Origin of the sequence: Leptothoe sp. LEGE 181152 (genome assembly GCF_032906605.1) — a bacterium.
Lineage (GTDB): Bacteria > Cyanobacteriota > Cyanobacteriia > Phormidesmidales > Phormidesmidaceae > Leptothoe > Leptothoe turfae.
Map to the genome: position 1 here is coordinate 194,006 of NZ_JASATU010000003.1, position 26,247 is coordinate 220,252.

The 26,247-nt window shown below is 45.1% G+C and carries 19 protein-coding genes; 17 read left to right on the forward strand and 2 right to left on the reverse strand.

All coding sequences use genetic code 11. The features are described from left to right. Positions 1-10: 10 nt before the first annotated feature. The 8 genes from QGP82_RS01705 to QGP82_RS01740 all read left to right on the forward strand — a co-directional run bounded on the left by QGP82_RS01705 (position 11) and on the right by QGP82_RS01740 (position 9,520). Entirely contained in the window at positions 11-2,236 is a 2,226-nt protein-coding gene (locus QGP82_RS01705) for a hypothetical protein (protein ID WP_499056792.1), read from the forward strand. Next, on the forward strand, positions 2,229-2,654 hold the full coding sequence (locus QGP82_RS01710; RefSeq protein WP_163665615.1) for a hypothetical protein: 426 nt from the start codon (positions 2,229-2,231) through the stop codon (positions 2,652-2,654). Before QGP82_RS01705 ends, QGP82_RS01710 begins: the two co-directional genes overlap by 8 nt. Then, entirely contained in the window at positions 2,644-3,390 is a 747-nt protein-coding gene (locus QGP82_RS01715) for a hypothetical protein (RefSeq protein ID WP_163701065.1), read from the forward strand. Before QGP82_RS01710 ends, QGP82_RS01715 begins: the two co-directional genes overlap by 11 nt. Before the next feature lie 173 nt (positions 3,391-3,563). After that, the gene (locus QGP82_RS01720) at positions 3,564-4,877 is read left to right on the forward strand and encodes a hypothetical protein (protein ID WP_499056794.1); all 1,314 of its coding nucleotides are present in this window, start codon (positions 3,564-3,566) and stop codon (positions 4,875-4,877) included. 62 nt (positions 4,878-4,939) lie between these two features. Next, positions 4,940-6,247, forward strand: coding sequence for a hypothetical protein (locus QGP82_RS01725; RefSeq protein WP_499056796.1), 1,308 nt, complete (start codon positions 4,940-4,942; stop codon positions 6,245-6,247). 112 nt (positions 6,248-6,359) lie between these two features. Further along, entirely contained in the window at positions 6,360-7,640 is a 1,281-nt protein-coding gene (locus tag QGP82_RS01730) for a hypothetical protein (protein WP_499056797.1), read from the forward strand. Positions 7,641-7,887: 247 nt separating this feature from the next. After that, the gene (locus QGP82_RS01735) at positions 7,888-9,195 is read left to right on the forward strand and encodes a hypothetical protein (RefSeq protein ID WP_499056799.1); all 1,308 of its coding nucleotides are present in this window, start codon (positions 7,888-7,890) and stop codon (positions 9,193-9,195) included. 118 nt (positions 9,196-9,313) lie between these two features. Continuing rightward, positions 9,314-9,520, forward strand: coding sequence for a hypothetical protein (locus QGP82_RS01740; RefSeq protein ID WP_499056800.1), 207 nt, complete (start codon positions 9,314-9,316; stop codon positions 9,518-9,520). Between the two features lie 468 nt (positions 9,521-9,988). Here QGP82_RS01740 and QGP82_RS01745 read toward each other — a convergent pair whose 3' ends face one another. Continuing rightward, a complete protein-coding gene (locus QGP82_RS01745) occupies positions 9,989-11,290 on the reverse strand; it encodes an eCIS core domain-containing protein (RefSeq protein ID WP_499056801.1) in 1,302 nt (433 codons plus the stop codon). Between the two features lie 617 nt (positions 11,291-11,907). Between QGP82_RS01745 and QGP82_RS01750 the strand changes: the two genes are divergently transcribed. The 8 genes from QGP82_RS01750 to QGP82_RS01785 all read left to right on the forward strand — a co-directional run bounded on the left by QGP82_RS01750 (position 11,908) and on the right by QGP82_RS01785 (position 24,744). Beyond that, positions 11,908-13,119: a hypothetical protein gene (locus tag QGP82_RS01750; protein ID WP_499056803.1), complete on the forward strand. Its 1,212-nt coding sequence runs from the start codon at positions 11,908-11,910 to the stop codon at positions 13,117-13,119. 27 nt (positions 13,120-13,146) lie between these two features. Next, positions 13,147-15,009, forward strand: a complete 1,863-nt coding sequence (locus tag QGP82_RS01755) for a tetratricopeptide repeat protein (RefSeq protein WP_499056804.1) — start codon at positions 13,147-13,149, stop codon at positions 15,007-15,009. 155 nt (positions 15,010-15,164) lie between these two features. Next, positions 15,165-16,019 carry an arsenite methyltransferase gene (gene arsM / locus QGP82_RS01760; protein ID WP_499056806.1) on the forward strand — a complete coding sequence of 285 codons (855 nt, stop codon included), beginning with the start codon at positions 15,165-15,167 and terminating at the stop codon, positions 16,017-16,019. Positions 16,020-16,402: 383 nt separating this feature from the next. Next, positions 16,403-17,371, forward strand: a complete 969-nt coding sequence (locus QGP82_RS01765; protein WP_499056808.1) for an acyl-CoA desaturase — start codon at positions 16,403-16,405, stop codon at positions 17,369-17,371. A 15-nt stretch (positions 17,372-17,386) separates the two neighbouring features. After that, a complete protein-coding gene (locus QGP82_RS01770) occupies positions 17,387-18,454 on the forward strand; it encodes a fatty acid desaturase (protein WP_499056809.1) in 1,068 nt (355 codons plus the stop codon). Positions 18,455-18,618: 164 nt separating this feature from the next. Then, complete coding sequence (locus QGP82_RS01775; protein ID WP_499056811.1) at positions 18,619-19,449, forward strand: long-chain fatty aldehyde decarbonylase; 831 nt, start codon at positions 18,619-18,621, stop codon at positions 19,447-19,449. Positions 19,450-19,508: 59 nt separating this feature from the next. After that, positions 19,509-21,608 carry an AMP-binding protein gene (locus QGP82_RS01780; RefSeq protein ID WP_163665588.1) on the forward strand — a complete coding sequence of 700 codons (2,100 nt, stop codon included), beginning with the start codon at positions 19,509-19,511 and terminating at the stop codon, positions 21,606-21,608. Between the two features lie 37 nt (positions 21,609-21,645). Further along, positions 21,646-24,744 (forward strand): type I polyketide synthase, encoded by a 3,099-nt coding sequence (locus tag QGP82_RS01785; RefSeq protein ID WP_499056812.1) that lies wholly within the window; start codon positions 21,646-21,648, stop codon positions 24,742-24,744. A 1-nt stretch (position 24,745) separates the two neighbouring features. On the opposite strand, the gene QGP82_RS01790 is transcribed toward QGP82_RS01785, so the two are convergent. Continuing rightward, entirely contained in the window at positions 24,746-25,426 is a 681-nt protein-coding gene (locus QGP82_RS01790; RefSeq protein ID WP_499056814.1) for a DUF6629 family protein, read from the reverse strand. Between the two features lie 171 nt (positions 25,427-25,597). On the opposite strand from QGP82_RS01790, the gene QGP82_RS01795 reads away from it, so the two are divergent. Continuing rightward, on the forward strand, positions 25,598-26,239 hold the full coding sequence (locus tag QGP82_RS01795) for a lysophospholipid acyltransferase family protein (protein ID WP_499056816.1): 642 nt from the start codon (positions 25,598-25,600) through the stop codon (positions 26,237-26,239). Positions 26,240-26,247 lie beyond the last annotated feature (8 nt).

Consider the following 26,247-nt stretch of genomic DNA (forward strand, 5'->3'; position numbering starts at 1 on the left):
AGCAAACACCATGGCCCTGGCAATTTTAAGATGGCAAGACACTGATGATAATTATGCCCATTTTGATATTGATATTGGCATTACCAATCGGTACTACCGCTATCACATCGGCGATGGGGACATCTATCGGGTTAACGGTCTCAAACAGCTAGAGGGTCCAAACGTTGTGTCACCCTTGATGGGACCGTTGCCGCCGGAAAGTTTAGGTCGTAAGACCCTAGCTATTCCCAAAGAACAGTTTGGTCGCAACCATCGTCATATTCAACTCTTTAGTTTTCGTTCAGCTCAACAAGAAGGCCTCGCCCTCTCTGAGATTGTTGAGCTTCCCATTATCGGGTTGCCCCGTGAGCATCATTCTTCCCAAGGGGGTGTTCACCCTAACCCGCGTTCTTCCGTTTCCCTAAGTTTGGAGGTCCCTATGCCATCACAACCAATCGCCCAGCCGCCGGTTGAGGTGGTTGCCTTTGCGTATAAAGAAACACCCCCGCTGGATATGGCGCTGGCTATGGGAGGATTCTCCTCCTTTATTAGCAAGCTGATTCCGGCTGCCAAGAAAGTGGCCACGGCTGTTGTTACCAATCCCCAGGCCCAGACTGCCCTTAAACAGGCGGGTACCTTTCTGCAAAATCCTCAGAATCAGCAACTGCTGATGAATGCAGGCACGGCTCTGCTGTCCCCTAAGGGCGAACAAGGCCAACAGGCTTTGAATAACCAGGCCTTGATGCAACTGTTGATGAATTTTCTTGCTCAAAGTGGCATGGTGGCGGGAGCATCGGCAACTGGCGCTAAACTGGCTGCGACTCAGCCTGTTATGGCGGTGGCCGCTGGCCGCTCCCATGGCAGTACAAACGGCTTTTCAACCGCCGCATCTGCTAGCGGCTATTCCCAAACACTGTTTCTGCCAGCCCTGGCAGCCTTGCTGGGAGAGGGTGGGGCGGCTGCCGGAGCGGCTGGCGGGGCGTCGTCCTTGTTAGGGTCGGCTGGCGGGGCGGCCAATCTTAGCGGGTTGATGACCTCCCTGATGCCGTTGCTACAGCAGGTGCTGACCCCAGAAACTGTACAGATGATGCTGCAAAATATATCCCCCACCAAACTGTTGGGGGCGGTTACCGACAGTGTTACCCAGGTGGCTAAGGTCAGTATGGAGGATAAAAAACAAGATCAGCAGCACATTGAGAAACTGATAGAGAATGTAGATGATACGGCTATGGAGAAGTGGGCCTATAGCTCGGCGATGGTCAATGCTCTGACCTGGTCGCCTCAGGAAATTGACTATCGACGGGTGGCTCGGGTACGGCTGGACTTTATGCAGGTCACTCCCCTAATGCTCCACGGTCGTACTCGGGTGCTCTACCATCAGGGGCATGATATTGCCTTTCCTCTTAAGTTAGATACTCCGCGACCGATTGCCAGGGGGATTCTCCAGATCCTGGTAAAAAATCCGGAAACCTTGGAAGTTTTAATTGAGAAGACATATCGGGTGGAGGATCTCACCCATGGTCCTTTGACTGTCGTGCCAACGCTGTCCCAAGAGCAGTTGGCTATGCTCGAACCCAACGAGGATTATTTGGTGATGGCGGTGCTGGCCTGGGGCGGTCGCTCCCAACGGACCATGGGGAAAAAGCGCATGGGCACCAGTATGACCCAGATGATTACCCTGGTGCGGGACTATTGCTTTGACCGCATTGAAGGTCAGGGGGAGACGGTGGCGCTTAACGATGTGGATCGCTACCGGTCTTACTGGCATAAGGTGTGGCAGGGGCAACTGTCGAAGCAGCGACGTCAGCTGACCCTGGACTGCAAGTACTACTACTCATTGGAACGCGATCGCACCACTCTGGCGCGCATGGAAACCCTTACCCGGATTGAGCAAACCAGCCATAGTCGCCAGGAAGGCAAACTCAAGGCCGGCATGATGCTTAATCCCGAGCGGCTCAATGAGCTGCTGGGACAAATCTCTCACCATGCCCCCCTCAACGATGAACAGTTAAACGCCCTATTTAATCGCGACAATATTGATTTGTTTAATGCCCTGGCCCGCAGTTCAGTCAAATTTAGGGGCCGCAGAGGTAGCACGGTGGCCCTATGGGTATATCCAGAGTTCAAACTGCAGCGTATCCTGCTCAAGCGAGTCTCAGACATTGATGAAAACGGCCATGTGACAGAGCTAAGCGAAGCGCCAGTATATTTCCCCATGCCCACGAAAGCCCACTTTATAGGCGTTAGCGATGAATAACCATACAGAACCTCCTACAAATTCTCCTAATCCCAGCCAGCCAGTCCCACCGCTGCCTGGCAGGAGTGACGTCACACCGTCAGAGATAATCGAGTTAGAAGTTACCTCTCCAGACCCTATTGTCACAGCTGCCACCAGCAGTGAACAGTTTGAAGAGCTAGATCCGCTGCTCCCCCTAGCGGACCTGATACCTACCCTGGCGGACTACGAAAAACAGCGAGTGGATCCGGACACAGGGCAGGTCTTAACGGTGGAAGAAATCAAGCTGGATATGCCCGTTGAACTGCGGGTAATAGTGGATGAAGCGGGTCAGGTGACCCTCAAGGGAGCCCCGCCCACCCAGCGGACGGCCACCACCGTATTGCCAATGTTCCATCAAATGCAGATGCGCATTGTGGAGGCTCGCTATGGCGACTAAAGGAAACAAATCTTGGAATTTAGAATCCTTTCTTGACTCCTTGATCCTTGAGTTAGACAAGGCCCAAGACACATTGTCGGTCAAAGGTTTAAACCGCCGATTGACCTACATGGTGCAGGATATGAATCTAGAACTCCAGTTGTTTCCAGAGTTTGATGGCGACAACGTACGCTTTACCACGGCCAAGCCAGGGGAAAAGGGTGCGTCCAAAATCTCCTTCCAGCTCGGGTCCATTAGCGACAGCCAAATTCGAGAAGTGACTCGCCCGCCAATTCAACATGGGGAAACGTCCATTGATGAGGTGGACATACCTGACCACGAACGTAAGGAGCTAAAAAAACTTGGTATTCAATCCACCGAAGATTTACGTCGCACCGTCGAAGATCGCAATGTGGACCTGGGTAAGGTGACCAAAAAGAAAGTGAGCTATAGCAGCCTGGCTAATCTTATTAACCAGGCCCGCCGTCAGGAGCATCCACCCAGTGTGGCCAAGGCCAGCCTTTCTAAAGCCCAGGGCGATACGGTTTTAACCTTGGAAGGTAACAACTTAGCCAGTGCCCAGTCGTTGGATCAGTTTCCGGCAGCGGTGATCAACGATCAGCCAGTGGAGATTCTTTCCGCAAATAACAAACAGCTCAAGATCAAGGTTAATCAAACTCACCTAACAGGCCACGACAATCAGCTTAAGGTAGCGTTGGATCCCTATGCCGTATTTACGATGAATTTGGAATCTTAGACGAAGCCGCCATAGGGAGCGAATTGGGGGATCGGTTAGTAGCGTTAGTGGTTAACCCACCTCGCCTTTCAGGTGCCCCTCCCGAGAGGGGATTTAAGGGAATTAAATTAGTCACCTTACGAGAATCTTGTTACTTAAACTTTGAACTTTGAATTTTCACCTTTGAACTCACCATGTCTGCTTACACGCCACTTAGCCACAATCGTCTATTAGCCCTGGAGCACCATATCCGAGGGCATCAGCCTCGGGTCAGGTCTGTACGCCAGCAACCGTTGCAGCAACCAGTGCGACGAAGACGACGGGCAAAAGAAACACAGCAGGCATCCATGAAAAAACAGGAAGCGCCCCCATCCATGGACTATAAGGCACTGATGCAACGGCTAGGTGAGCCTCCTACTCCCCGATTAAAACAGCCCCAACATGCTCCAGCGTCAGTCGCCCCTAATCCAGCCCTACAAAACCCGCAACCACAGCCAACTCAGCAGTCTGCCGGAGCCTATCGTCAGCTGGCTGCCCAGCTGGGCCAACGATATCATAGCTTCCCAAAAACTCGTACACCTAATGTCGATCTTCCCACCGTTCCCACCCCCATTAATCCCAATATTGTCGAAACATTTTCGGTCACTCCCACACCAGACACCATTGCCAAAAAACAACGCCGACAAACCCTTAATTCCCTCCTAGAATCTTCTTCTGCACCTCCTTGGGCTAAGCATCCGTCAAAGCCTACCCCATCTGCTCCTCCTGCATCTCGCTCTACCCAAACCTCTAACCCACAACCAACTGCCCCCCTAACCAGCTATAAATCCCTGGCCACAACCATTCGCCAGACCAGACTTGGTCTCTCTTCCGATCTTCCAGAGCCAGCAACTGTTGCCACTAGAATCCATTCGCCTGCAACCAATGGAGCCGTTGACGAGTTTTTTACGACAGAGGTTGATGCTTCATCAGTTGAGTCAACCAGCGTTATACAACAAGATGTTACAGAAGTGGAGATTGCACAGCCACCTATTGCACGGGAGCAGATAAGATTAACAGATAATTTGCAAATCGCTGACGGAGATTTGCAATTAGAGACATATCCCAAGGTTAACCCTAACTACGAGCGGGAAACACAATCAAATGTTCTGTCGCTTGAGAGCCAAGTCGTCAAAGCCTTCTCTAATAGTCAAATACAGTCACCAGAGAAGGCTATATTCTCTAAAGAGACTCCGACCAAAGATATCCCAGCTTCGGCAGCTACGATTGATGTAGTGCCAATAGTTGACACTGACGATACCAGTGGTGATAGTACACTCCCATCAACCTTTGATATAGAAGGACTACGTAACAACGTATTGCTGTTGACCTATCAGCTAGCCTGTCCGCCCCAATTGGTAAACCATATGGCACAGCTACAACGCAAACGCCATAGACGAAAACAGTCCAATAAACAGTCTACGCCAAGCGCACAAAACACAACTCAGTCCTCTCCAAAAGCATCATGACTTCATAGTCAATCTCTACTTTTTACTTGTAATTCGTTACTTTTTTCTTTCCTCTGCCTCCTATGAAAAATCGACTCCTCACGTTAGAACATAACCTCTGTAGCTCTTCTGACAAACCAAAAAAATATCGAAGAAAACGATACCATGGCCCACCTAAACAACAGTCGCACCAGGTTTACACTCAGGCACAATCCTTTGACTGGGATGAGCCCATTGAGCTGACCTATAACAGCGAGAGTAATTCCTACATAGCTAACACAGCCTATGCAGCTGCCTATGGGGACGAAGATTATGGCGAGGATGACCATGCAGCCAATGCCTTCAGCATGGACGACGGTTATGACGAGGATGACCATGTGGCCACCACCTTTGAGTGGCGTGAGGATAAGGACGATGAGGGTGCCTACAGTGTTAGCACCTTTGGCATAGACGACGACTATGACGAGGATGACCATGCAGCCACCACCTTTAAGTGGAAGGATAATAGAAGGACTGCAGCCTTTGAAGTCGAGTCCTTTGACTTAGAGGATGGCGAGCAAGGTTATCAGCAAGGGACTATTGGACAGTCATTTGGGCAGTCATTTTCAGTCGCTGATCTTGACGAGGATACGTTGGCGGAGGATTTGGACTTTAGCGATCTCGATACGGCATCAGAAAAGGCTCAGAGTGACCAGGCGATGAGCGATCGTGCCTTTGCTGCAGACCTTCAGGCGATTCTCAGTGGCAAGAAAACCTATGACCAAGGTCGCAGTGACAGGGTTAAGGCCAACAAAGATGCTCACCAGTTATCGACAGCTGCATCAACAGAGACAACCCCAGCATTACCCGATGACATCCGAGAAGCGGTGGCTGATCCCCACGATGTGTTTGATCAAATGTCGTCCCATATGCCCCACAATCAAATGGATGATACGCCGGTAATACCGGTGCGTAGTCAACCGGTTGAGGTTAAAGAAGATATGACTGGGTCACGAGCCCATGATGTGTTTGACCGCATGGGACATAATATGAGCCATGCAACCTCGTTTAACTTAGGCACCATTTCCCTAGAACAGCGGTTTGATGAGTTTGATCAGGAGTTACAACAGACAACAGAGAAACCAAATCAGCCCCATAAGGCACGATCTGGAAACCGCCCAACATCCCCGGATCACAGTGCGTCATTGACATTAGATGAGACAGCGTTAGCAGCGGACCTAAATCAAATGCAAGTATTAAGTGAGGTAAGAGAGCAAACGGAAATAAATAAACAAGAACAACCAAGGGGCCAGGCTGAGATGTCTCAGCCAACTGAAAATAGGAGATCAAATGAAATAATAGAAAATGCAGAGGAAAAAGGCTACCCAGATGAAACTCATCTCATGTCTTAAAAACTAATATCTTGCCGATTTTTTTGCAATATCGAACTGCTGTTTGCTTGATGCGTCTACATGCACATGCTCAAAATGGCACGATACGTAAATTCTACTAAGAGGACAACCAATGAATCGACTAATACAACTCCAAAGAGAAATGCAGGGACTCAAGGTTATTACAACTGATTTACCTCGATGGCATAAGCAACAATTGAAACAAGCACTGGATTCAAACTTGCCCACGTCAGTTACGCATTATAGTCTTGCCAGTAATTTTCAGAGTTGGAAAGACGTGATGGCTAAAGCAAAGATCGCTATATCATTGCCATATGCTCCAAGGTTGGAGAAAATCATAAAAAATCCTAGCATTCTAAACCAGAATGATGAAGGAAATTGTGGATTTGCGTCAGCTCTGATGGCTTTACTTGATAATGCAGGGCGGGAACAAAAGTCTCTTAAGTCAAAAGAACAGATCCGTCAGAATGATTTACGCGAATTGCTTAACGCTATCTATGTATCCAAGCCAATCCCATCATCAGCTCAAGTAAGTTCCGAGCAGCTTGTGAGTTCCAGCAAATATAAAAAATTATCGGCAAAGAGTAAATCGGCCGATTCTGCTCGTAATAACATTTCCATTATTCAGAACCGCATCGAGAAACGCCTGCAACACCACCCTGCCCTCAAAGAAGTGAAGAAATATTTAGCGGACTATATTCTGATTGTCGGCCTTATGCTCTTCTACAAAGATACCGTCAAACGTGAGATGAGTAGCCTCCAGCAAGAACTCGAAAAATTCAATGAAGCAATGGACACGTCCTTCAAGCATCCGAAGATAAAGGACTTAGGTATATATGAAATGACGAAGGAAGGACCAAAGAAGGGTGATTATGCATTGACCGTTGGAGGCATGCGCGAGTTACTTCGCAGACTAGAAATGAAACATACGTATTACAGCTATCAGTATCTTACTGACGAGGAAAAAAGCACGCTAAAATCTTCAGAACAAAACAAAATAGTAAAACAACAGTATTTGAAAGAGAGCCAAAAAGGTAACCTTGGCATCTCTCTCCATACACTGGCCACTAAGAACATTGCTAGATTTACTATGGAACACCATAAATCTCCAATAAAGTGGTCACAGATAAAGTGGCCTTGCATTGTTGGCGTGTACGATAAGGCAGATAGTTTTACTAAACGATACCAGGCTTTTAATCAAACAAAATTTGAAAAATCCGTCCCATATAATTTGTTGATGCATTGGATTTATATGCCAGATTCCAATACCGCATGGACATGGGGAGAGGAAGTAGATGTAATGAAATCACCAGTCACTGACAGTTCGTTCGCTGACACTATAGACGACATCAAAGAACTTGTGCCAATGGAAATATTTGCGCTTGGCAAGTGATTTAGCAAGAAAATTTGAAAGAATGTTAAGGATAGCGAGAAAGCTATAGCTAGCCAGGGTGCGTTACGATCTTGTCTAACGTACCCATATTCTAATGTAAGTGATTCACTCTCTAAAACCAAGCCACTTGTCCAGTCTCAATCAACAATCTTGTTCGCCACACTCAAACCTTTAAAGAATAACAATTAATAAATGATACTTATCTCTCTTCCTTTTTAGCCCTTAAGTATTACAAGGATCTCACCCCATGAATCGCCTCTTCAAACTACAAAACGCCCTAACCAGAAAACCAGCAAAGCGAAGACCACCCACACCAGGACTCAAACCCCTTACTCCCACACCTAGACCAGAACCACCCAGGATTCTACCGCCACCCGCACCCAGCGCATTCTCAACCTACAGCCTTGCCAAAACCATCGAAAACTGGGAAGACCTGGATAAAATCACCATCAATATACCTCTATCCATCAAAAGACGACTTACCCGGATAGCAAAGGCACCCTGGGCATTGGACCAAAATCAGGAAGGCAATTGTGGCTTTGCCGCCGTGATTATGGCCATGCTCCACCTCAAGGCGATAGACCAAAACAGTTTAAACTCAGTAGACGCAGATCTACAGGCAATACTGCTTGAATTAATTGATGCCATTTATACATCAACTGAGCTATCAGCAGCGCAGTCACAAGACTTCAAGTCTGAAAGCAAGTATAAAAGCCTAATTGCCACCAGCCGATATACCAACCAGGAGCGAAATGGTAAGGCAATTATCCAAAATCGGATTGAAAAACGTCTTCTTCATCACCCATCTATTGGAGAAGTGGCCTCCTTTGCTGGTGACTATGTGCTGCTTGTCGGCTTAATGCTGTTCTACAAAGATCATGTCAAAAAGAGAAATACTAATCTGTGGCAACAGCTAGAGAAATTTAATCAGATCCTTAAAAATGAATGGCCTAAGCTTCATTTAAAGGACATGGGTATCCTTGATTTAACAAAGGACGGTCTAAAGAAGGGCGATTTTGGTTTAACCCTAGAGGGAATGTTAGCATTGTGCCAATATTTGTCCATAGATGCAGTACACTATACCGACAATACCGTTAGTGCGACTGATCGACAAAAAACACCTCTTAAGGAAAAGGTGTACAATACGATGCACCAAAAGTTTATGCAGGAATCTAGTCGTGGTGGCAACGGCATAACTTTGTTCAACTGCTACAAAAACAATATAGATAAGTTCGTCCGAGCTGACAAAGCAGATTCTAGTGCTCCAGTTAGTTGGTCAAACCTCCCATGGCCCTGCATTGTCGGCGTTTATGAAGAGTCCGATTTTTACACCAAGCAAGAGACTGAAACTAATAAAACCCAGGGAAAATTCAATAAAGAACAATTTAAGCAGTGTATTCCCTACAACCTATTGCGACACTGGCTCTACATGCCCAGTCAAAACCAAGCCTGGTCCTGGGGCTATGGCGTAGATTTTAATAAAACCTACGAAATTGGCTCCACACAGGCCGATATCCTGAATTCTGTCCCCATGGAAGTTATTGCCCTGGGATAAGGTCTCGACACAAAATATAACAGCGACAATTAAACTGTAACGACTCGGCTTCTACCACTATCCTGGCCATTGCCAACCTCCATTTTAGTTCTTTATCCCCTTTATCAGGTCATTCACCATGGCTTACGACCCCTATACCTACGGTTATGCTCTAGATACCGATAATTTAGACGATGAATATGCCAGTGAGCCCAGGCTAGACTCACAAGATGATTCCAACACTCCGGTATTGCTCAATGGCATGACCATTCTCTTTGAGAGAACTGTCCCTGTGTCTCCCATTAGTTTAATTCCCAAAGCCCAGCTACTCCATCGTCGCCGGTAAAGGCATCGGACGTAAAACACGTTTCAAAGAGCCGCTATTAACCCAGTGACCAGACCTGATTAAACCCTTATTGCAGACACTCTAGCTCCATTGTCACCAACAATTTGCCTCTTTCCGCCACAGTTTTGGAGCATTGCTAAGTTTCGAAGTAGCCTATCAATTGCACGAGCGCCTGGGGAATGTCATGTTCCCCAGGCGCTGACGGTTTCAGGCCGTTAGCACCCTCCTGATAGTCCCTCAGCTTGAGTTTATTTCCATATCGCGAGACCACAGGAGTTAGGAAGATGATATCTCTTCACTCCTGTGGTCTTATCGTCTCTAGAAACTTATAACTTTACAGATCCCAGGTATTTTCTCGGAAGGGCTATACCAGGCAAAAATCCCTTAGCTTTCTAATTCTGGAGGAGACAATGCTCAAAGTCTCCAAAATTAAAAGGTTAGGAGTATGGACAACTGATAGTTTCTTTCTTAAACATGTCCCCATCCCGCATTTAAATCATCTGCAGTTGGAATGGCTGGATGTGTTGCCGATCTAGCGACCTTATGGTTTCTCCATCCACCGTCGTACAGGAACCTCACATCTGTACTATCGGCCTCTAAATTTGGCAAGATAGAGGTACTGTCTTCACTGTTGACGTTATTATCATCTCCAGTGCCATCATATACTTGAAACGGCATAAATTTTTTTTCATTTTGGTCCCATATAAACCACACTCGCCGTATATTCACATGATCGACCTTAGTACCCGTATCGTTCATGACAACTTCTGCACTGGAGTAGTGTGCCTTACCCATCCAACCTGCCCAATCCTCACATAGAATATGGGGATATTCATCCTTATCATCATTCTTATAAATCCACACTATATTGCGAGGCGTTCGGCCATCTGAATATTCACGCTCCATATATAGCTCCTCATCGTTGATGGTCAGACGCCCCCGAAACCAATCAACTGAACCTGGATATCTTTTTGACGGAAATTGAGCTTCATCTAAACCGTCTACTTGTTTACCATCAACCTTGGCATAATCCAATTCCTCTGATTTAAATCTGTAGTTTTTGTCATCTCCATGGAGACGGACAAACCAGCGTTTATCTGATTTGGGGCCTTTATCGGTGATCACACCACTTTTGCCAACTAGTTTAGCTTCTGTATATTTCTTGTTAACTGTGATCTCTACTCCAACAGCCTCAGCTCCCAAGCCATAGGTAACATGCCGTTGTATATACCAGGACGAGCCGATACCTTGGTCATGGGTTCCGCCACCTTGTTGAATAACGTGAGTTAGCTCATGGACAAGTAATTCTTGCCCTGCTTGGGTCTCTGGCTGGTAAGCATCCTGCCTAAAAAAGATATGATTTCCAACCGTAAATGCGATTGATCCCAGGGCACGATTCAAACTATCAGATAGTGAATCATGGTGTAGTTGCACCCTGCAAAAATTCGCTCCCATGATGGTTTCTAGCTGTTGTCGCAATGAACCTTCTAAAGTCTCTCCATCCGTTGCACAGGCTTGATGAACCAATGTTTGAAATTCTAGATTGGTAGATAAGCCAATGTTTCTGTCACTCTCTGGGATCAGGGTAGGTCTAGGAACCACAGCTATCCCAGGGTCAGAAGAGCTAAGTTGTTGAATCACATGGGCAGCAATTTGATCCGCTTCTTGCTCATACTTGTCATTGATGGCACCAATTGTTAGTTTAGGTTGAATCACCAAGTCCGTATTGGAGATTGGTGCTGATGTTACCTGTGATAGGTTAGTTTTCATGGATAACTCCGAGTAATAATTGACAGAATAATGTGACTGCACGATATCAGCAGCCAAATACTGGAACAGTGAAAAGATCCGATGAGAACTGACTAGCAGTCGTTACTTCAAGGTATCAAGAGATATTTCAATTTCTTCGAAATATTGCCTATCTTTTGATACCTTGTAACAATCTCAAGTAATCCTGAGACGGAAAGACTTGTGTTTTCATAAATGTAGCATGGCATAAGTTTCTTCTGCACCCATCAGGCCAATGCAGCATCCAAGATCAAGCTAAAAGATAAGATTTTCATATAAATACAAGGGAGCTAGTAACAGAACCCCAAAAAATCTGTGTTAGAGTTTAGCTTGAGTGGTACAAGATAACTTTTGAAGATATAAGTTCTCAAAAGAGATAGAGAAAATATAAATGGCCGCATCCTATTCTTTCCATAGCAGATGCTTCAGTCATTGTAGTAGCTCACCTGCCTAGGAAATACATAAGCTTATTCAGTTTTTTAAACAGCTAGTGAAATTATAATTTAACGTCATGTGATGGTTGGACAAAACAGATAATTGACTCAAAGACATACTTCTAGATCTTAATTGATAAACAATAGCCCTCTAGAGGACCAACTATGAACCGCCTACTAGAACTTCAAACAGCACTTCAACAACAAAAATTACAGCAACAACAAGGGGATGATTACGCAGGCTGGTCAGGCTCCTTGTCTAACTACAGCATTGCTCAAAATGTAAATGATTGGCAGGATGCTCTTAAGCTAGGCCTTAGTGTAGAAATAAAATTAAATAGCTATGAAAGGTTAGAAAATCTTAGAGATAAGCCATGGCTACTGAATCAGAATCAAGAGGGGAACTGTGGCATGGCCTCTGCCTTGATGGGCATGCTTTATTTTGCTAATCGGCAGAATGGAACACAAGGTAAGGAGCAGATATTGATCGAGTTACTCGACGCAATTTACCATGGCACTGATTATAAAGGGATGTCAGTCAAAGCCAACTTAAATAAAGATCGAGGAGGTAAGGGCATTGTACAAAATCGAATAGAAAAACGAATGGCCCATTATTACGATGATGATTCAAAAGAGACAGTGCCTGGGTATCCAACTGACTACACGCTGATTGTCGGTTTGATGATTTTCTTTAAGGATCATCTTCGACAACATAAATCGCAACTATGGGAAAAAGTAAAAGACTTTAACAATTTGTTTGAAGGCATTAAAATAGACCAGAAGAATAAAAAACTCCATAGCCTGCAACCTCAAGAAGTATCAGATTCAGGATACAAGAAAGGAGATCTAGCATTAACGCCTAGAGCCCTCTCTGTACTGTGTGAAAGGCTAGGAATCAGAGTCACACCTTACAGTGATTTGGATATACTTTATAAACGCAAGAAAGACAAACTTCCTTTACAGCAATTGATGAGCGAATCTGTAAAGAAAGTCATAGATCTGGTGGAACAAAAAATAAATAATGAGCACAATAGCTTTACTCTACGTGCGCTTTCTCAAAACCCTACATTAGGTAAATTAAGTGGTTTCCAAGATCAGAAAATCTCTTGGAATCAGCCTGCATGGCCACGTATAGTTGGCATCTATGACAAAGATTCTTTTCAAAAAGAAGATCCTAATCAGCGCAATCAGAAGATTTTTGATCGTGACAAAATCCAAAGATTTCTGGATGACAACTTGCTAATGCACTGGGTATTTATGCCTGATGCAGATACCGTTTGGACCTGGGGAGGAAAGCATAATCTTAAGGATGCAAATGTCGATACGGAAGTCGCGAATATGATTCCTGTAGAAGTACTTGTTGTAAGTCGAGCTTAATGGGTGCTTTTCTAATCAGCTATTATTATGTCTTTTAGACCTGACCTATCCAATGACTATACCCTGGACATTGCTGCATCTACCAGTAATGTCCAGGGCCCCACACGCTTAAACGGTATGAGGATCCTTTTTGATAAAGTTGTTCCTATCTCGCCAATTCAGCTAATGGCTAATGGCAAGCAAGATCGCCATCCACCCCATCAGCCTAATCCTATTGGCTCATCTGATGAGACATCATCTGATGATATTTTAAGATCTCCCCACCCTTACCCTGCAATTCCTTCCAACCAGAGCCATCGCCTTTCCCAATCAAGTCTTTGGAAAATCCAGCGTCAGTTCTTTGAACAACAGGGAGTTAACGCGTGGAATAAAGGCACTGTCCCCCATTACATTACCAGTAATCCCTTCATTGCCAATGCCTATGGAAAAGTCGTTTATGGTTTCCTACAAGATTGGTACGGTTCAAACCTGAGTAACAACAAAACGTCTGGGATACCTGCCCAGCCTGTTTACATCATTGAGCTCGGAGCAGGCTCGGGTCGCTTTGCCTATCATTTTCTAAAAAAATTCTTTGACTTCTTTAGGCGATCGCCGCTAAAGACTATTCCCATCAAATATGTACTAACTGACTTTAGCGATCGCAACCTAGACTTCTGGCGCAAGCATCCATTGCTTCAATCCTACTTTGACCAGGGTATTCTCGACATTGCCCATTTTGATCTCACACAGGATCAGCAGCTTACCCTGGAATACAGTGGTGAGGTGATTACCACTGGTACGCTAGAAACTCCCCTGATCGTCTTTGCTAACTATGTCTTCGATAGCATTCCTCAAGATCTCTTTTCTATAAAACAGGGCCAACTCCACGAGACCTTAGTTACTGTTGCCTCACCCTCAGATGCTCTGAATATCAATAATCCTGTAGTCCCTCACGTGCTTGAGCATCTCGATATTGTCTACGATGACCAGCCCATTACCCCCACCAACTATTATAAAGACCTAGCCTTCAATACTATCCTAGACAATTACCAAAACACTCTCGATAACACCTCAATCTTGTTTCCCATTATCGCCCTCCACTGTCTTCGTAACCTGCGCCGATTATCTAACGATCGCCTACTTTTTCTCTCGGGCGATAAAGGCCATAGTCGAGAAGACGAGCTACAAAACTGCAGTCGCCCTAGCCTCGTCCCCCACGGTAACTGTTTTTCCCTCACCGTCAACTACCATGCCATAGGCCAGTACGTCAGCAATCAAGGAGGTCAGGTTTTACAAACGCCCCAGCGTCACAATAGTCTCAATATTCTTGGGTTTCTTTTTGGTCATCCCCCCAACAGCTACGATAGCACCCGCCTAGCCTATGACGAAGCCATCGCCAACCATGGTCCCGACGACTTCTTTACCCTCAAAAAAGCTGTCGAACATCACTTTGATGACTTTACTTTAAAACAATGGCTGTCCTATCTTCGCTTAAGTGGTTGGGATAGCAAAATTTTCCTCGATAGTTACCCAACCCTCCAACCAAAACTAGATTCTATTGCGGACGATCTCCGTGCTGAATTTTATGACGCTGCCCGACAGATAAAGGCTACCCATTATCCCATCGGCGAGTCTCGTAATTTGGCCAATTATCTTGGCAGTCTCCTCTATGAGATAAACTATTACGATAAAGCTCTAGAGTATTTCCAACAGGCTTTGGAGCAGATTGGCCCGGACCTAGACATCTTTCTCAAATTAGCTCAGTGTTACGATCAATTGCACCAAACCAAAACAGCCCTCAAGTACATTAACCATGCTCTAAACTTAGAACGCAACCATGTCCAAGCCATAGCCCTACGCACCGAAATCCAGAAAAAACTCAAATCCAGAAAATCTGACAGCTCAGTTTGAATGCATTCCATTCAATACGCCCTACTCCCAATTCCTGTGCGTTGCTAAAATGGGTTTATCTCGTCAGAATCTGCTATAGCTGGCTCGGTGCAATGTCACACCGAACATATAGAATTTGTCCAGTGCAATAGTGACTATCCTACAAGTAGACAACAATGGTAGATGATATTCGTCAGAAAGTTGCGGAAGCGTATACGCAAGCCCTAAATAAGGAGACTGCTAATTCTGATACGTCAGATTCTGACGCGTCATCAGAACAGCTATCATTTTCTGTCAATCATGAAGCGCTGACAAAAGTGTCTGGATATAGGGATGAGCAATCAACAGAAAGTCATCAAGAAGCTGCCGGAAGTTCTTTTGGTTGCGGCAACCCAGTGGCTTTTAGCGCTATAAAGCCTGGACAGACAGTGCTGGATTTAGGTTCAGGAGCTGGGTTGGACTTACTGTTGTTAGCGGAAAAAGTTGGTCACGAGGGGCAGGTGATTGGGGTTGATATGACTGATGCAATGCTGCGTCTAGCTCAAACCAACATTGACAACAGCCCTTATAAAAATATCCAGGTTTTACAGGGATATATCGAGGACCTACCCTTAAAAAATAATTCAGTGGATTGGATTGTGTCTAATTGTGTCATCAATCTGTCTCCTGAAAAAAATAAGGTATTCCAGGAAATGGTGCGGGTGCTGAAACCGGGTGGGCAATTTTCAGTCTCTGACATGATTGTTGAACAGCTGCCTCAGTGGATGCGAGCAGATCTCGACATGTATTTTGCTTGTGTGGCCGGAGCAATTACTGAGAATGACTATATCAAGGGGCTGGAACAGGCTGGATTTGGAGACGTTCGAGTGGACGATCGAATGGTTTATGATCGAAATATGATAGGAGCTGTGCTAGATTTTGAGCAAACGTTGACTGCCAAAAATGTTTCTAAGCAAGGCATTGACTATATTTTAAAGAAAATTGTAGGCAAAGTTTGGAGTGCCAGATTTTGTGGTGTGAAGCTAGGCTGATTAATGATTTGCTAAAACGTCACACCAATCATGGTTATCGAGTGCAATGTAACTGGGCCTTAGATTCCCGTATCAGGTTGTTAGATAACAAAAATCCGAATATAAGGAAAGGAACAGAATCGCTAAGGTGACTAGCTTTTAGCTTCTGTTGCGTTGCCTAATGATATCTATGGCTTATGTAGCTATGCCAATAATAAGAGGGGTCTGTATCTGACTCTTCCGCTTAAAAAACTTTGGAATTGGCAATTAATATTTGAGAAAATTTTTGTTTCTCAGTATTTCTAAGAGTATTTCAATCTTATAATCCTAATCATGTGGTATTAATCACACAGTAATTTAGATATAGATCTCATTTCATCTCATTAGAAGCAGGCGAAATACGAATGGATTCATTCCATCCTCAAGTCTCACCTCAAGCTAAGGTCAGACCTTATCAAAAACGCAAGACAATATCGAGTGCCTACATAAACCGGATTCAGCGAAATCATTTTTTGTTGTACACAATCGGTCCATTTGTAGGGACTATCTTAGCGTTTATCTCTCTCAGTTGGTTAACGTTTGGTCCCATAGAGTTAGGCATTACGCTATTGATGTGTGGTGTAACTAGTATGGGGATCACGGTTGGATTTCATCGTTACTTTACCCATCGCTCCTTCAAGACGAATCGAGTGATACAGGTTCTCTTTATTATTATTGGCTCGATGGTGGCTCAAGGTCCTGTTGTGTCTTGGGTGGTGATGCATCGCCGTCACCATGAGTGCAGTGATGCACCGGAAGACCCTCATTCACCCAACCACCATGGAAAGGGGCTGATTAACCGGGTAAAGGGCTTATGGCATGCCCAAGTGCAATGGCTTATGGATTATGAATATGCTAATCCAGCCTATTATGCACCTGAACTGATGAAGGACCAAACACTGGCTAAACTAAGTCGTTATTACCATGTTTGGGTGTCCCTGGGACTATTGCTTCCCGCTATTTTAGGAGGGGTGTTGAATTTAACCTGGCAGGGTGCTGTACAAGGATTTCTCTGGGGGGGAGTTTTTCGAATATTTATTACCCAACACTTAACGGGTAGTGTAAATTCCCTCTCCCACGTTTATGGTCAACGATCCTTTGAGACAGATGACCATAGTCACAATATATTTTGGTTAGCAATCCCCACTGGAGGGGAAACCTGGCACAATAATCACCATGCCTTTCCAAGTTCAGCAATTTTTGGTTTGGAATGGTGGCAAGTTGATTTGGGTGGATATTTCATCCGTGTGCTAGAGAAACTAGGGCTGGCGTGGGATGTTAAGATGCCAACAAAGGCAATGTTAAGCCAAAAGAAGATGCCTCAGAAGGTATAAGAGAGGTAAATTGAAATGACGGTGCCAAACTCAGCTTTTTCCCTCCCTGTCCAACAACGAGCTTTTACGACTAAAGAGTTACTTAAAAGTTTGCCTCAAGACTGTTTTCTCCAGCAACCACTCAAAGCCTGGACTTCTGTTTTTGTTAGTGTATTGGCTGTTGCCTTAGGCACTGTGGGATTATTTTTTGCCCCCTGGTACCTCTGTCCTCCATTATGGATATTTACCGGGACTGCTTTGACGGGTTTCTTTATTTTAGGACATGAGTGTGGCCACTACTCTTTTGCTAAAAGAAAATGGGTGAATGAGTGTTTAGGACACTTGTTAATGCTACCTCTGCTCTATCCCTTTCATAACTGGCGCATTCAACACAATACCCACCATCGTTTTACTAATAAATTGGGGGGGGAGCGCTGGCGACAACTTCAAGATGTTATCCATCGACGAGCTGATATAGCTTGGTATCCTCTCCGACCTGAGGTTTGGAAGTCAATGTCCCTTAAAGGGCGATTGACTTACCAATTTTGGCGGGAATGGTTCTGGTGGTTAGCCTCAATTCAAAACTGGTGGTATGAGTTGAATCTCAAGCGCTCTACCTTGTCTACGGAAGAGTGTTCGAAAGTGCGACTCTCCTCAGTGCTCGTTTATCTCTTTGCTGTAGTTGCCTTGGCTTGGCTCTACTATTTGGGTGGGATTTGGGCTATGGGCAAGTTTTGGTTGTTACCTTGGTTAGTTTTCCACTTCTGGCTTTCCACATTCACTCGTGTGCATCATAGTGCGGTAGATATTCCATGGCGAGTAGGAGAAGAATGGAATAATGCAGAAGCTCAGCTATATGGAACAGTACATTGTCGATATCCCCGTTGGGTTGAGTTTCTTTGTCATGACATCAACATTCACATCCCTCACCATATTTCCACTGCAATTCCTCACTATCATTTGAGAATGGCTCATACAAGTCTCAAGAGAAATTGGGGAGAGTATATGCGAGAATCAGAATTTAGCTGGCATTTATTCTGGCAAATGGGAAAGCTAAATCTCTATTGTCCTGAGCAAAAATGTTATTTGCCATTATCTGATTGAAATTCATTCAAACACTAATTTTCAATGCAAGTTAATCTTTTCACATTTTCACACCTTTACTAAGGGTCACATTTTATGAACGATTAGATGTTATTTACGATTAGCTCTGCTTAAATTACGAATATTGTTGCTGACAAGTTAGATAAAACTAGGAGGAAAGAATTATGGTTGCTGAAGTTCAGACGAAGTCGGTTAAATCTTCTACTTTGAAGGAATACAATAAACAATATCAAGATTTATTGGCATTTCTAATATCAACTTTAATCGCTGGGGAGATTACGGCCACTGAGAACTATTGTCGTTTGGTTGCTCTACTGGACGATACAGATGAGAAGATGGAGGCTGTTCATCAAGCTTATGCTGAATCTAAGCATGTCAGGAACTTAGTGAAACTGGCAAAACGTTTGAATTTACCAGTGGTTGAAAAAATTGTAGAACCAGAATGGTTTACCATTCGAAAGCACTTTGACGCAGCGCTAGCGAAAAAAAATCTAGCTGTATGCTACATCATTCAAGACGTTATGATTGAGATTTTAGCTATCACTACGTATCTGGGGCTAGCTGGAATTGGTAAAACAACGACGGTTGACGGAGAGACTGCTAGAGTATCAGAAAGTATTCTCAACGATGAGCTAGAACATTTTGAAATTGGTATATCTCGATTGAAGCAATTACTTCAACAAGATTCAGATGAAGCTCACGATGCATTGATTTGGGCTCATCACAGAGTCATGCCTGAAATCTTAACTGTTGTTCGTGAAGGATGTACCTCCTTGTGTGGAGAGCTGGGTGTGGTTTGTGGCACATTTAATGCTGGAGATATGGGATTTGAAAGTGGTCTGGCAGCGAAAGAAATTGTTCGTCGTTATATTGAAGCCTTAGAGAGAATTGGTTTTGACCAAAAAATTGTTAATTCTCTGGTCTCGGGTTTGTCAGATTATCAACCTACTCAGGAATCAGTTCCAGTCAAAGTTAAGACTAGTGGCTGCTGCTAAGCTAGAGCAACAGACTTGCAAGGCCCCATTTAAAGAAATTAAGCCGATTTAGGAGAATCATGAGCCTGTCTGTTAGACCACGCACGTCAGTTCCCAAAACGCCTACGTTAGATGATCAGTGTACTCTTTTGGATTTGTTGACTTGGAGAGCCCATCATCAATCTCATCAGATTGCCTATACCTTTCTTGTTGATGGCGAGTGCGAAGTAGCCACTTCCTGGTCCTATCAAGAATTGGAGCAACGAGCCAGAGGCATTGCTACTCACCTGCATAAAATCTCAGCTGTTGGAGAGCGTGCCCTCTTAATTTATCCGCCTGGATTGGACTTGATTGCGAGTTTTTTAGGTTGTCTTTATGCAGGTATTGTTGCAGTTCCAGTCTATCCCCCTAAATCCAATCAGCGGTCGTCTTCATTCCAATCGATTGCTGCTGATGCTGAGGCTAAATTTGCACTCACAACAACAGCGTTGCTGAGCAATAGCCGCAAACAGTTAGAACAGGAGGTATATTCATCGCCACTAACATGCATTGCTACTGACGCTCTGCAAAATGCAGACAACTTAAACTGGCAGGATCCTGATTTAACTCCTGATAGCCTTGCATTTTTACAATATACCTCTGGGTCTACGAGTAAGCCCAAGGGGGTAATGATTTCCCATGGGAATCTCATCCATAATTCAGAGCTGATTCAAAGGTGTTTTCACTTTACCTCTGATACTTGTGTTGTGAGCTGGTTACCCCCATACCATGATATGGGTTTAATTGGCGGCCTACTCCAGCCCCTTTATACAGGCTGTTCGGCAGTGCTGATGCCGCCAGTCAGCTTTTTACAAAAGCCAATTCGCTGGTTGAAGGCGATTTCGCACTATAAGGCCACCATCAGCGGTGGCCCAGATTTTGCCTATAAGCTTTGCGCACAGAAGATTCGACCAGAACAGTTAGCGGCTGAAAATTTGGATCTGTCCCATTGGTCAATGGCCGTTAGTGCAGCTGAACCCATTCGAGCTGAAACCATACAGCATTTCACGGCTAAGTTTTCACCCTTTGGGTTCCGTCAAGATGCGTTTTCTCCCTGTTATGGGTTAGCAGAAGGAACCCTGCTGGCTTCGGGGCGCTTTGATGGGGCTCCTTTGAAAACTAAGTGGTTTGAACGCGAGGCTTTAGTTCAGGGGCAGGCTGTAGATGCTAAGCCCGATCACCCGAAAGCGTCCTGGCTAGTGAGCTGTGGCTACAGTGACCAGAGTCAAAATATTGTTATTGTTGATCCTGATTCATCTAGAACTCAGCCAGAAAATACTGTAGGTGAAATTTGGCTCTCCGGGGCTAGTGTGGCTCAGGGGTATTGGCAACGTTTTCAGCAAACTAGTAAAACGTTTCAGACATATCTTGCAGATACCGGTGAAGGGCCATTTATGCGTACTGGTGATTTAGGGTTTATTGCGGAGGGTGAACTTTTTGTCACGGGGCGACTCAAGGACTTAATTATCCTGCGTGGTCGTAACTATCATCCGGAGGATCTGGAATTGACACTGGAGCGGATATCACCTGTTTTGCGTCCCCACAGTGGGATTGCTTTTTCGGTTGATGTTGAAGGGGTAGAGCGATTGATCCTGGCCCAGGAGATAGAACGTCACCACTTAAAGGATTTTGATGCGAATATGCTGGTGGATTCTATCCTTGACACTTTTGTAGAGCAGCATGAACTTGAAGTCCATGGCATTTTGTTCCTGAAGACAGGCAGTATTCCCAAGACAGCAAGTGGAAAACTCAAGCGTTCTGCTTGCCGCAGGCAATATCTGGAGGAAAGCCTGAATGTTGTGGGGCAATGGTTTGCCACGATAGATAGCCGTTCGGCTGATGCAGAGGACAAAGCAGCTCAGATAGTTACTGAACAAACCGCTAAGGCTGATTTGAGTGAGGCAGGAATTGCAGAGTATTTGATCAATAACCTGGCTCAAGCGCTAGCGATTAACCCAGAAAAAATTAATCCTCGTCACAAGATACTTCGCTATGGTTTAGATTCTGTTACGGCGGTTAATGTGACAGCGAATTTGGAAGCCAGGCTTCATCTAGAATTGGATCCCACAATATTTTGGGAGCATAAGACTATCAGTAGTCTGGCTCAACATTTACATAAGTTGTTGGAGGAACAAGATTAGCATTAGGTATTGAGGGAGCCTTTTCTTCTAGTCTTTTATGAAAGAACCTATTGCAATTATTGGTATTGGTTGTCGTTTTCCAGGCGTTAATGATGCTGATGCTTACTGGAAGTTGCTATGTGATGGAGAGGATGCGATTTCACCCATTCCCTCCAAGCGAGCCTGGTATATGCCGTCACTCCATGCGCTAGATTCCGACTCATCCAGTACAGAGGTTTCCTGTTTAGGCGGTTTTTTAGACCATGTGGAAGACTTTGACTGCCAGTTTTTTGAAATTTCTCCTCGCGAAGCCATTACTATGGACCCCCAACAGCGGCTATTGCTTGAAGTCAGTTGGGAAGCCTTAGAAGATGCGGGAATCTCGCCTGAGCAGACCATGGGTAGCCAGGGGGGAGTGTTTGTCGGGATCAGTAGTGGAGATTACTCATACTTAATCTGCCAGTATCGCCAGGTTGATGCCTACTACAACACAGGGATTGCCTTTTCTATTGCCGCCAATCGTCTTTCCTACTATCTCGATTGGCATGGCCCTAGTTTAGCCTTAGATACGGCCTGTTCTTCCTCGTTGGTGGCAGTCCATCAAGCCTGTCGGAGTTTGCAGTATGGAGACTGTGATCTGGCTCTGGCTGCTGGGGTTAATTTGATTTTGCGCCCGGAGATGACCCTGGCCTTTAGTCAATCTAAGGTTATGGCTGCCGATGGTCGTTGTAAGGCCTTTGATGCGCGAGCTGATGGCTATGTGCGCGGTGAGGGAGTGGGGGTGGTGGTTTTAAAGCCCTTGTCGAGTGCGATCGCAAATAACGATTCCATTTATGCCGTCATCCGAGGCAGTGCCATCAATCAAGATGGCCAGAGTAACGGTCTGATGGCTCCAAATCCTGCGGCCCAGGAGGCCGTATTACAAGCCGCTTACCAGGATGCGAAGGTCTCTCCAGGGAGGGTACAGTATGTGGAAACCCATGGCATTGGCACTCAGTTGGGAGATGTGATTGAAGCAAAAGCATTGGCCAAGGTTCTTTCCCAGGATCGCGAAGCAGGGAAAGACTGTGCCCTTGGTTCAGTCAAGACCAATTTGGGTCACTTGGAAGCTGCTGCTGGCATGGCTAGTTTGATCAAGGTGGCGTTAGCCCTTAAACATCAAAAAATCCCAGCAAGTTTGCACTTTCAAAAGCCGAATCCTTATATTCGCTTTGAGCGGATTCCCCTCAACGTGCAGCAAACACTGTCTCCCTGGCCAGAAAGTGACTATCCAGCCCTAGCCGGAGTAAGTGGGTTTGGATTTGGGGGGACAAATGCCCATGTGGTGTTAGAGGAAGGCGGAAGGCGGAAGGCGGAAGGCGGAAGACAGGTTGCCGGACAGCATAACTCCACGTATCTGCTGGCTTTATCGGCGAAAAGTGATGGGGCACTTGATCAGTTACGGCAACGATACCAGGTCTATATTCAGCAGAACCCAGATGTAGACTTGGCAGATCTTTGTTTTACAGCCAATACTGGGCGGAGTCATTTTCATCATCGTTTGGCAGTTGTTGGGGATACCCTGGAGGACATAGCTGAGAAGCTGAATGATGCTTCCGTTGAAATACCTTCCGAAAAATCTACAAACGGATATGCCAGAGCAACGTTAGGGGATGATGATATTCCCCCTAGCGTTGCCTTTCTGTTTCCGGGGGAACAGTCTGCTTACCTGGGGGTGGGGCAGCAGTTGTATGAAAGCCAGCCGCTGTTTCGACAAACAGTGAGTCGGTGCCATGAATTTTTGCAAGCTGATTTAGGTGTATCCTTGATCGATATTCTTTATCCTCAATCTGCTCAAGATCAGTTCGCTTCGCTGTCTGATATGGCGGTGTTTGCTCTAGAATATAGCCTGGCTCAACTTTGGGTCTCCTGGGGAGTGCAGCCAGACTTTTTAATCGGGCATGGGCTAGGGGAATACGTTGCGGCCTGTGTAGCTGGGGTATTTAGTTTGGAAGAGGGGCTGCGTCTGTTGGTGGCTCGACAAATGCTATTGCAGTCAGTCGAGTCTGACGGTGGAATGGCGGTGGTGATAGGAAACCAGGAACAGGTTGAAGCTGCAATCTCAACCCATGCCTCAAATGTAAGTATTGCGGCCCATAATGCGCCGAGCCAGTGGGTTATTGCTGGTGACAAGCAAGCACTTCAGACCGTCTGCCAAACATTGGAAGATAATGGGCTCTTGACCCAGCTGTCATCGACAAAATATGCCCTATATTCTCAGGTGATGGCACCGTTGCAACAAGAATTAGAGTCGGTTACAGCAGAGATCAACTATGCTTCACCCAGTATTCCGATGATTTCTGGTATTAGTGGGAAAATTGCTGGCGACGAGATCACAACGCCTGCTTATTGGGCCAATCATCTCTGTCAGCCAGTTCAGTTTATGGCAGGAATGCAAGCGCTATGCAAGCAGGGCTGTACCATTTTTCTAGAAATGGGAGCCAAGCCGTTATTAACCCGACTGGGCCAGCAATGTTTATCGGAGGACTATCTTTGGTTGTCGAGTTTACGCAGTGGTAGGCATGGAATCTCTAAGGCACAGTATCAAGATTGGCGACAGCTACAGGAAAATCTCGCTCAACTTTATGCTCAAGGAGTCTCCATTGACTGGTTTCAGTTCCATAATGGCCAACTCTGTAAAAAATTAAGGTTACCAACCTATCCTTTCCAGCGAGAACGATACTGGATTGATACTGACTCTGTGGATCAGGTGGAAACTCCCTTTAGGCCTATCATTAGTCAAGATCCTCTGACACTATTGCAAGCAAAGATTTGGCAACAGTTAATGCAAGTTGAAATCGGTGATCGATCTAAAGTTCTAGAAACCTACCTCCAAGAAGTTGTAGCGTATATTCTCCGGTTAGCCCCTTCTAATATCCCCAATCCCCACCTTGATTTTATTGAACTGGGGATGGATTCCTTAACAGCTATGGAGGTCAAGAACCATATTCAAACCGCGCTAGGAATTTCGCTTTCTGAGACTTTGGCATCCCGCCACTCCTCAATTCACAAACTTGCCAAATACTTAGCTGTCACAGTGGAGGTGCCTTTGAGAAAACCACAGGATAATTCAGAGGTTTGTGGATCGAGTGGAAAAGTAAACATCTCAAACAGTTAAGTTAATACTTTTCTTTAAGCAATTTTTTGGAAGCGATGGAACGTAGCATAAAGATAATATTAATGGATAAAATTGCAGCAAAAAAGCACCATACCGATATGAATGCGTAGTTGTAAAACCAGTAGGTGACTAATAGTGCTAGAGCAATGACCCCACTTGAACCTCTAATTTCGGTAAGATCACAGAACCAAAATGGCCCTGCAACAATGAGCAAGTATATTAGCCGCGACACATTGCGAGGAAAAAACTGATCATAGATTAGTGTGGTCTGATAATGGATAGAGCCTTGAATGACTGTTACTGAAAACATATCAGGAGATAACAGCAAAGGGACATACAGAGACATACCAAATAAAGCACCCAACAGTGTTACAACTAATAGTAGTTTTTTAGCCCAAGGTCGTTGCACTATTGCAAACACTGTCAACGGGAACCAAATTGGCCAGAATCCATGGGAAAAAACGAGATAGCCAAGAGCGGCTAGATGAACAGTGTCTGCTTGGTTTCCGTGGATGGCTAACCACTCAATGCCTTCAAACCCTTGCTGAATACCAAATATGCAAGGGATAAGGGCTCCAGGCAGATACCTGAGATCTATATCTATGGCCAGCTTACAGGCATATAAACCAGCGGGTATTAGAAGAGTAGCAGCAGTGAAACTAGCAGTAGCAGAAAAACACATGGGCTTGTGAGGTAGTTCAAGATAATTAGTGACTCATATCTCGTATTTTGCTCAGCTTAACCTAGGGAGGAAGGCTTTTGTTTAATACTGGGTCACTTCACGAATAATTGGACACAATGGACAAACAAAACCGCTTAATTTTTAATTATAAGCATGCACATTCTAAAAAGAATGCTCCAAGATCAAATTTGGATTTGGGGCTGTTTAATTTATTTCAATTACTTTAAACTTACCTGTGAAGGTGCAGAACACTTACCGAAAGATTCTCCATATTTATTAGTTGCAAACCATGCTAGTCACCTTGATGGACCTGCCATTATTGCGGCCCATGGTTGTCATATGTATAAGGTACATAGCCTGGCCGCTAAGGATTATTTCTTTGATCATCCCTTGAAAGGTTGGTTCTGTCGGCATGTCTTGAATATGATTCCAGTGGATCGCTGCAGCGGCTCACTCCAAAGTTTTCGAGAGTGTGAACGGGCAATCTACCATGGGAAAATTCTCTTAATCTTTCCAGAAGGAGGACGCTCTTTAACAGGCCAATTACAGGATTTAAAGTTGGGGTTCGGGATGATGGCATTGAAATTAGGCGTTCCTATTGTCCCAGTCTATATTCAGGGCTCTTATAAAGCTTTGCCCAAAGGGCAATTATTTCCTCAGCAATATCCCATTCAAGTCTGTTTTGGCCCTCCTATTGACCTTATCTCTTATCGAGATAAGGTTGGCACCTTAACAAAACGTCAGCTTTACCAGGCTATTGTCAATCAGGTAAAAAAATCGATAGAAGACCTGGAGCACCAAATGACTTTATAACATGGGAG

Bases quoted from the DNA above. Each gene is read 5' to 3' on its own strand.
- QGP82_RS01705 (WP_499056792.1), top strand. From the start codon at position 11: ATGGCCCTGGCAATTTTAAGATGGCAAGACACTGATGATAATTATGCC.
- QGP82_RS01710 (WP_163665615.1), top strand. From the start codon at position 2,229: ATGAATAACCATACAGAACCTCCTACAAATTCTCCTAATCCCAGCCAG.
- QGP82_RS01715 (WP_163701065.1), top strand. From the start codon at position 2,644: ATGGCGACTAAAGGAAACAAATCTTGGAATTTAGAATCCTTTCTTGAC.
- QGP82_RS01720 (WP_499056794.1), top strand. From the start codon at position 3,564: ATGTCTGCTTACACGCCACTTAGCCACAATCGTCTATTAGCCCTGGAG.
- QGP82_RS01725 (WP_499056796.1), top strand. From the start codon at position 4,940: ATGAAAAATCGACTCCTCACGTTAGAACATAACCTCTGTAGCTCTTCT.
- QGP82_RS01730 (WP_499056797.1), top strand. From the start codon at position 6,360: ATGAATCGACTAATACAACTCCAAAGAGAAATGCAGGGACTCAAGGTT.
- QGP82_RS01735 (WP_499056799.1), top strand. From the start codon at position 7,888: ATGAATCGCCTCTTCAAACTACAAAACGCCCTAACCAGAAAACCAGCA.
- QGP82_RS01740 (WP_499056800.1), top strand. From the start codon at position 9,314: ATGGCTTACGACCCCTATACCTACGGTTATGCTCTAGATACCGATAAT.
- QGP82_RS01745 (WP_499056801.1), bottom strand. From the start codon at position 11,290: ATGAAAACTAACCTATCACAGGTAACATCAGCACCAATCTCCAATACG.
- QGP82_RS01750 (WP_499056803.1), top strand. From the start codon at position 11,908: ATGAACCGCCTACTAGAACTTCAAACAGCACTTCAACAACAAAAATTA.
- QGP82_RS01755 (WP_499056804.1), top strand. From the start codon at position 13,147: ATGTCTTTTAGACCTGACCTATCCAATGACTATACCCTGGACATTGCT.
- arsM (WP_499056806.1), top strand. From the start codon at position 15,165: ATGGTAGATGATATTCGTCAGAAAGTTGCGGAAGCGTATACGCAAGCC.
- QGP82_RS01765 (WP_499056808.1), top strand. From the start codon at position 16,403: ATGGATTCATTCCATCCTCAAGTCTCACCTCAAGCTAAGGTCAGACCT.
- QGP82_RS01770 (WP_499056809.1), top strand. From the start codon at position 17,387: ATGACGGTGCCAAACTCAGCTTTTTCCCTCCCTGTCCAACAACGAGCT.
- QGP82_RS01775 (WP_499056811.1), top strand. From the start codon at position 18,619: ATGGTTGCTGAAGTTCAGACGAAGTCGGTTAAATCTTCTACTTTGAAG.
- QGP82_RS01780 (WP_163665588.1), top strand. From the start codon at position 19,509: ATGAGCCTGTCTGTTAGACCACGCACGTCAGTTCCCAAAACGCCTACG.
- QGP82_RS01785 (WP_499056812.1), top strand. From the start codon at position 21,646: ATGAAAGAACCTATTGCAATTATTGGTATTGGTTGTCGTTTTCCAGGC.
- QGP82_RS01790 (WP_499056814.1), bottom strand. From the start codon at position 25,426: ATGTGTTTTTCTGCTACTGCTAGTTTCACTGCTGCTACTCTTCTAATA.
- QGP82_RS01795 (WP_499056816.1), top strand. From the start codon at position 25,598: ATGCTCCAAGATCAAATTTGGATTTGGGGCTGTTTAATTTATTTCAAT.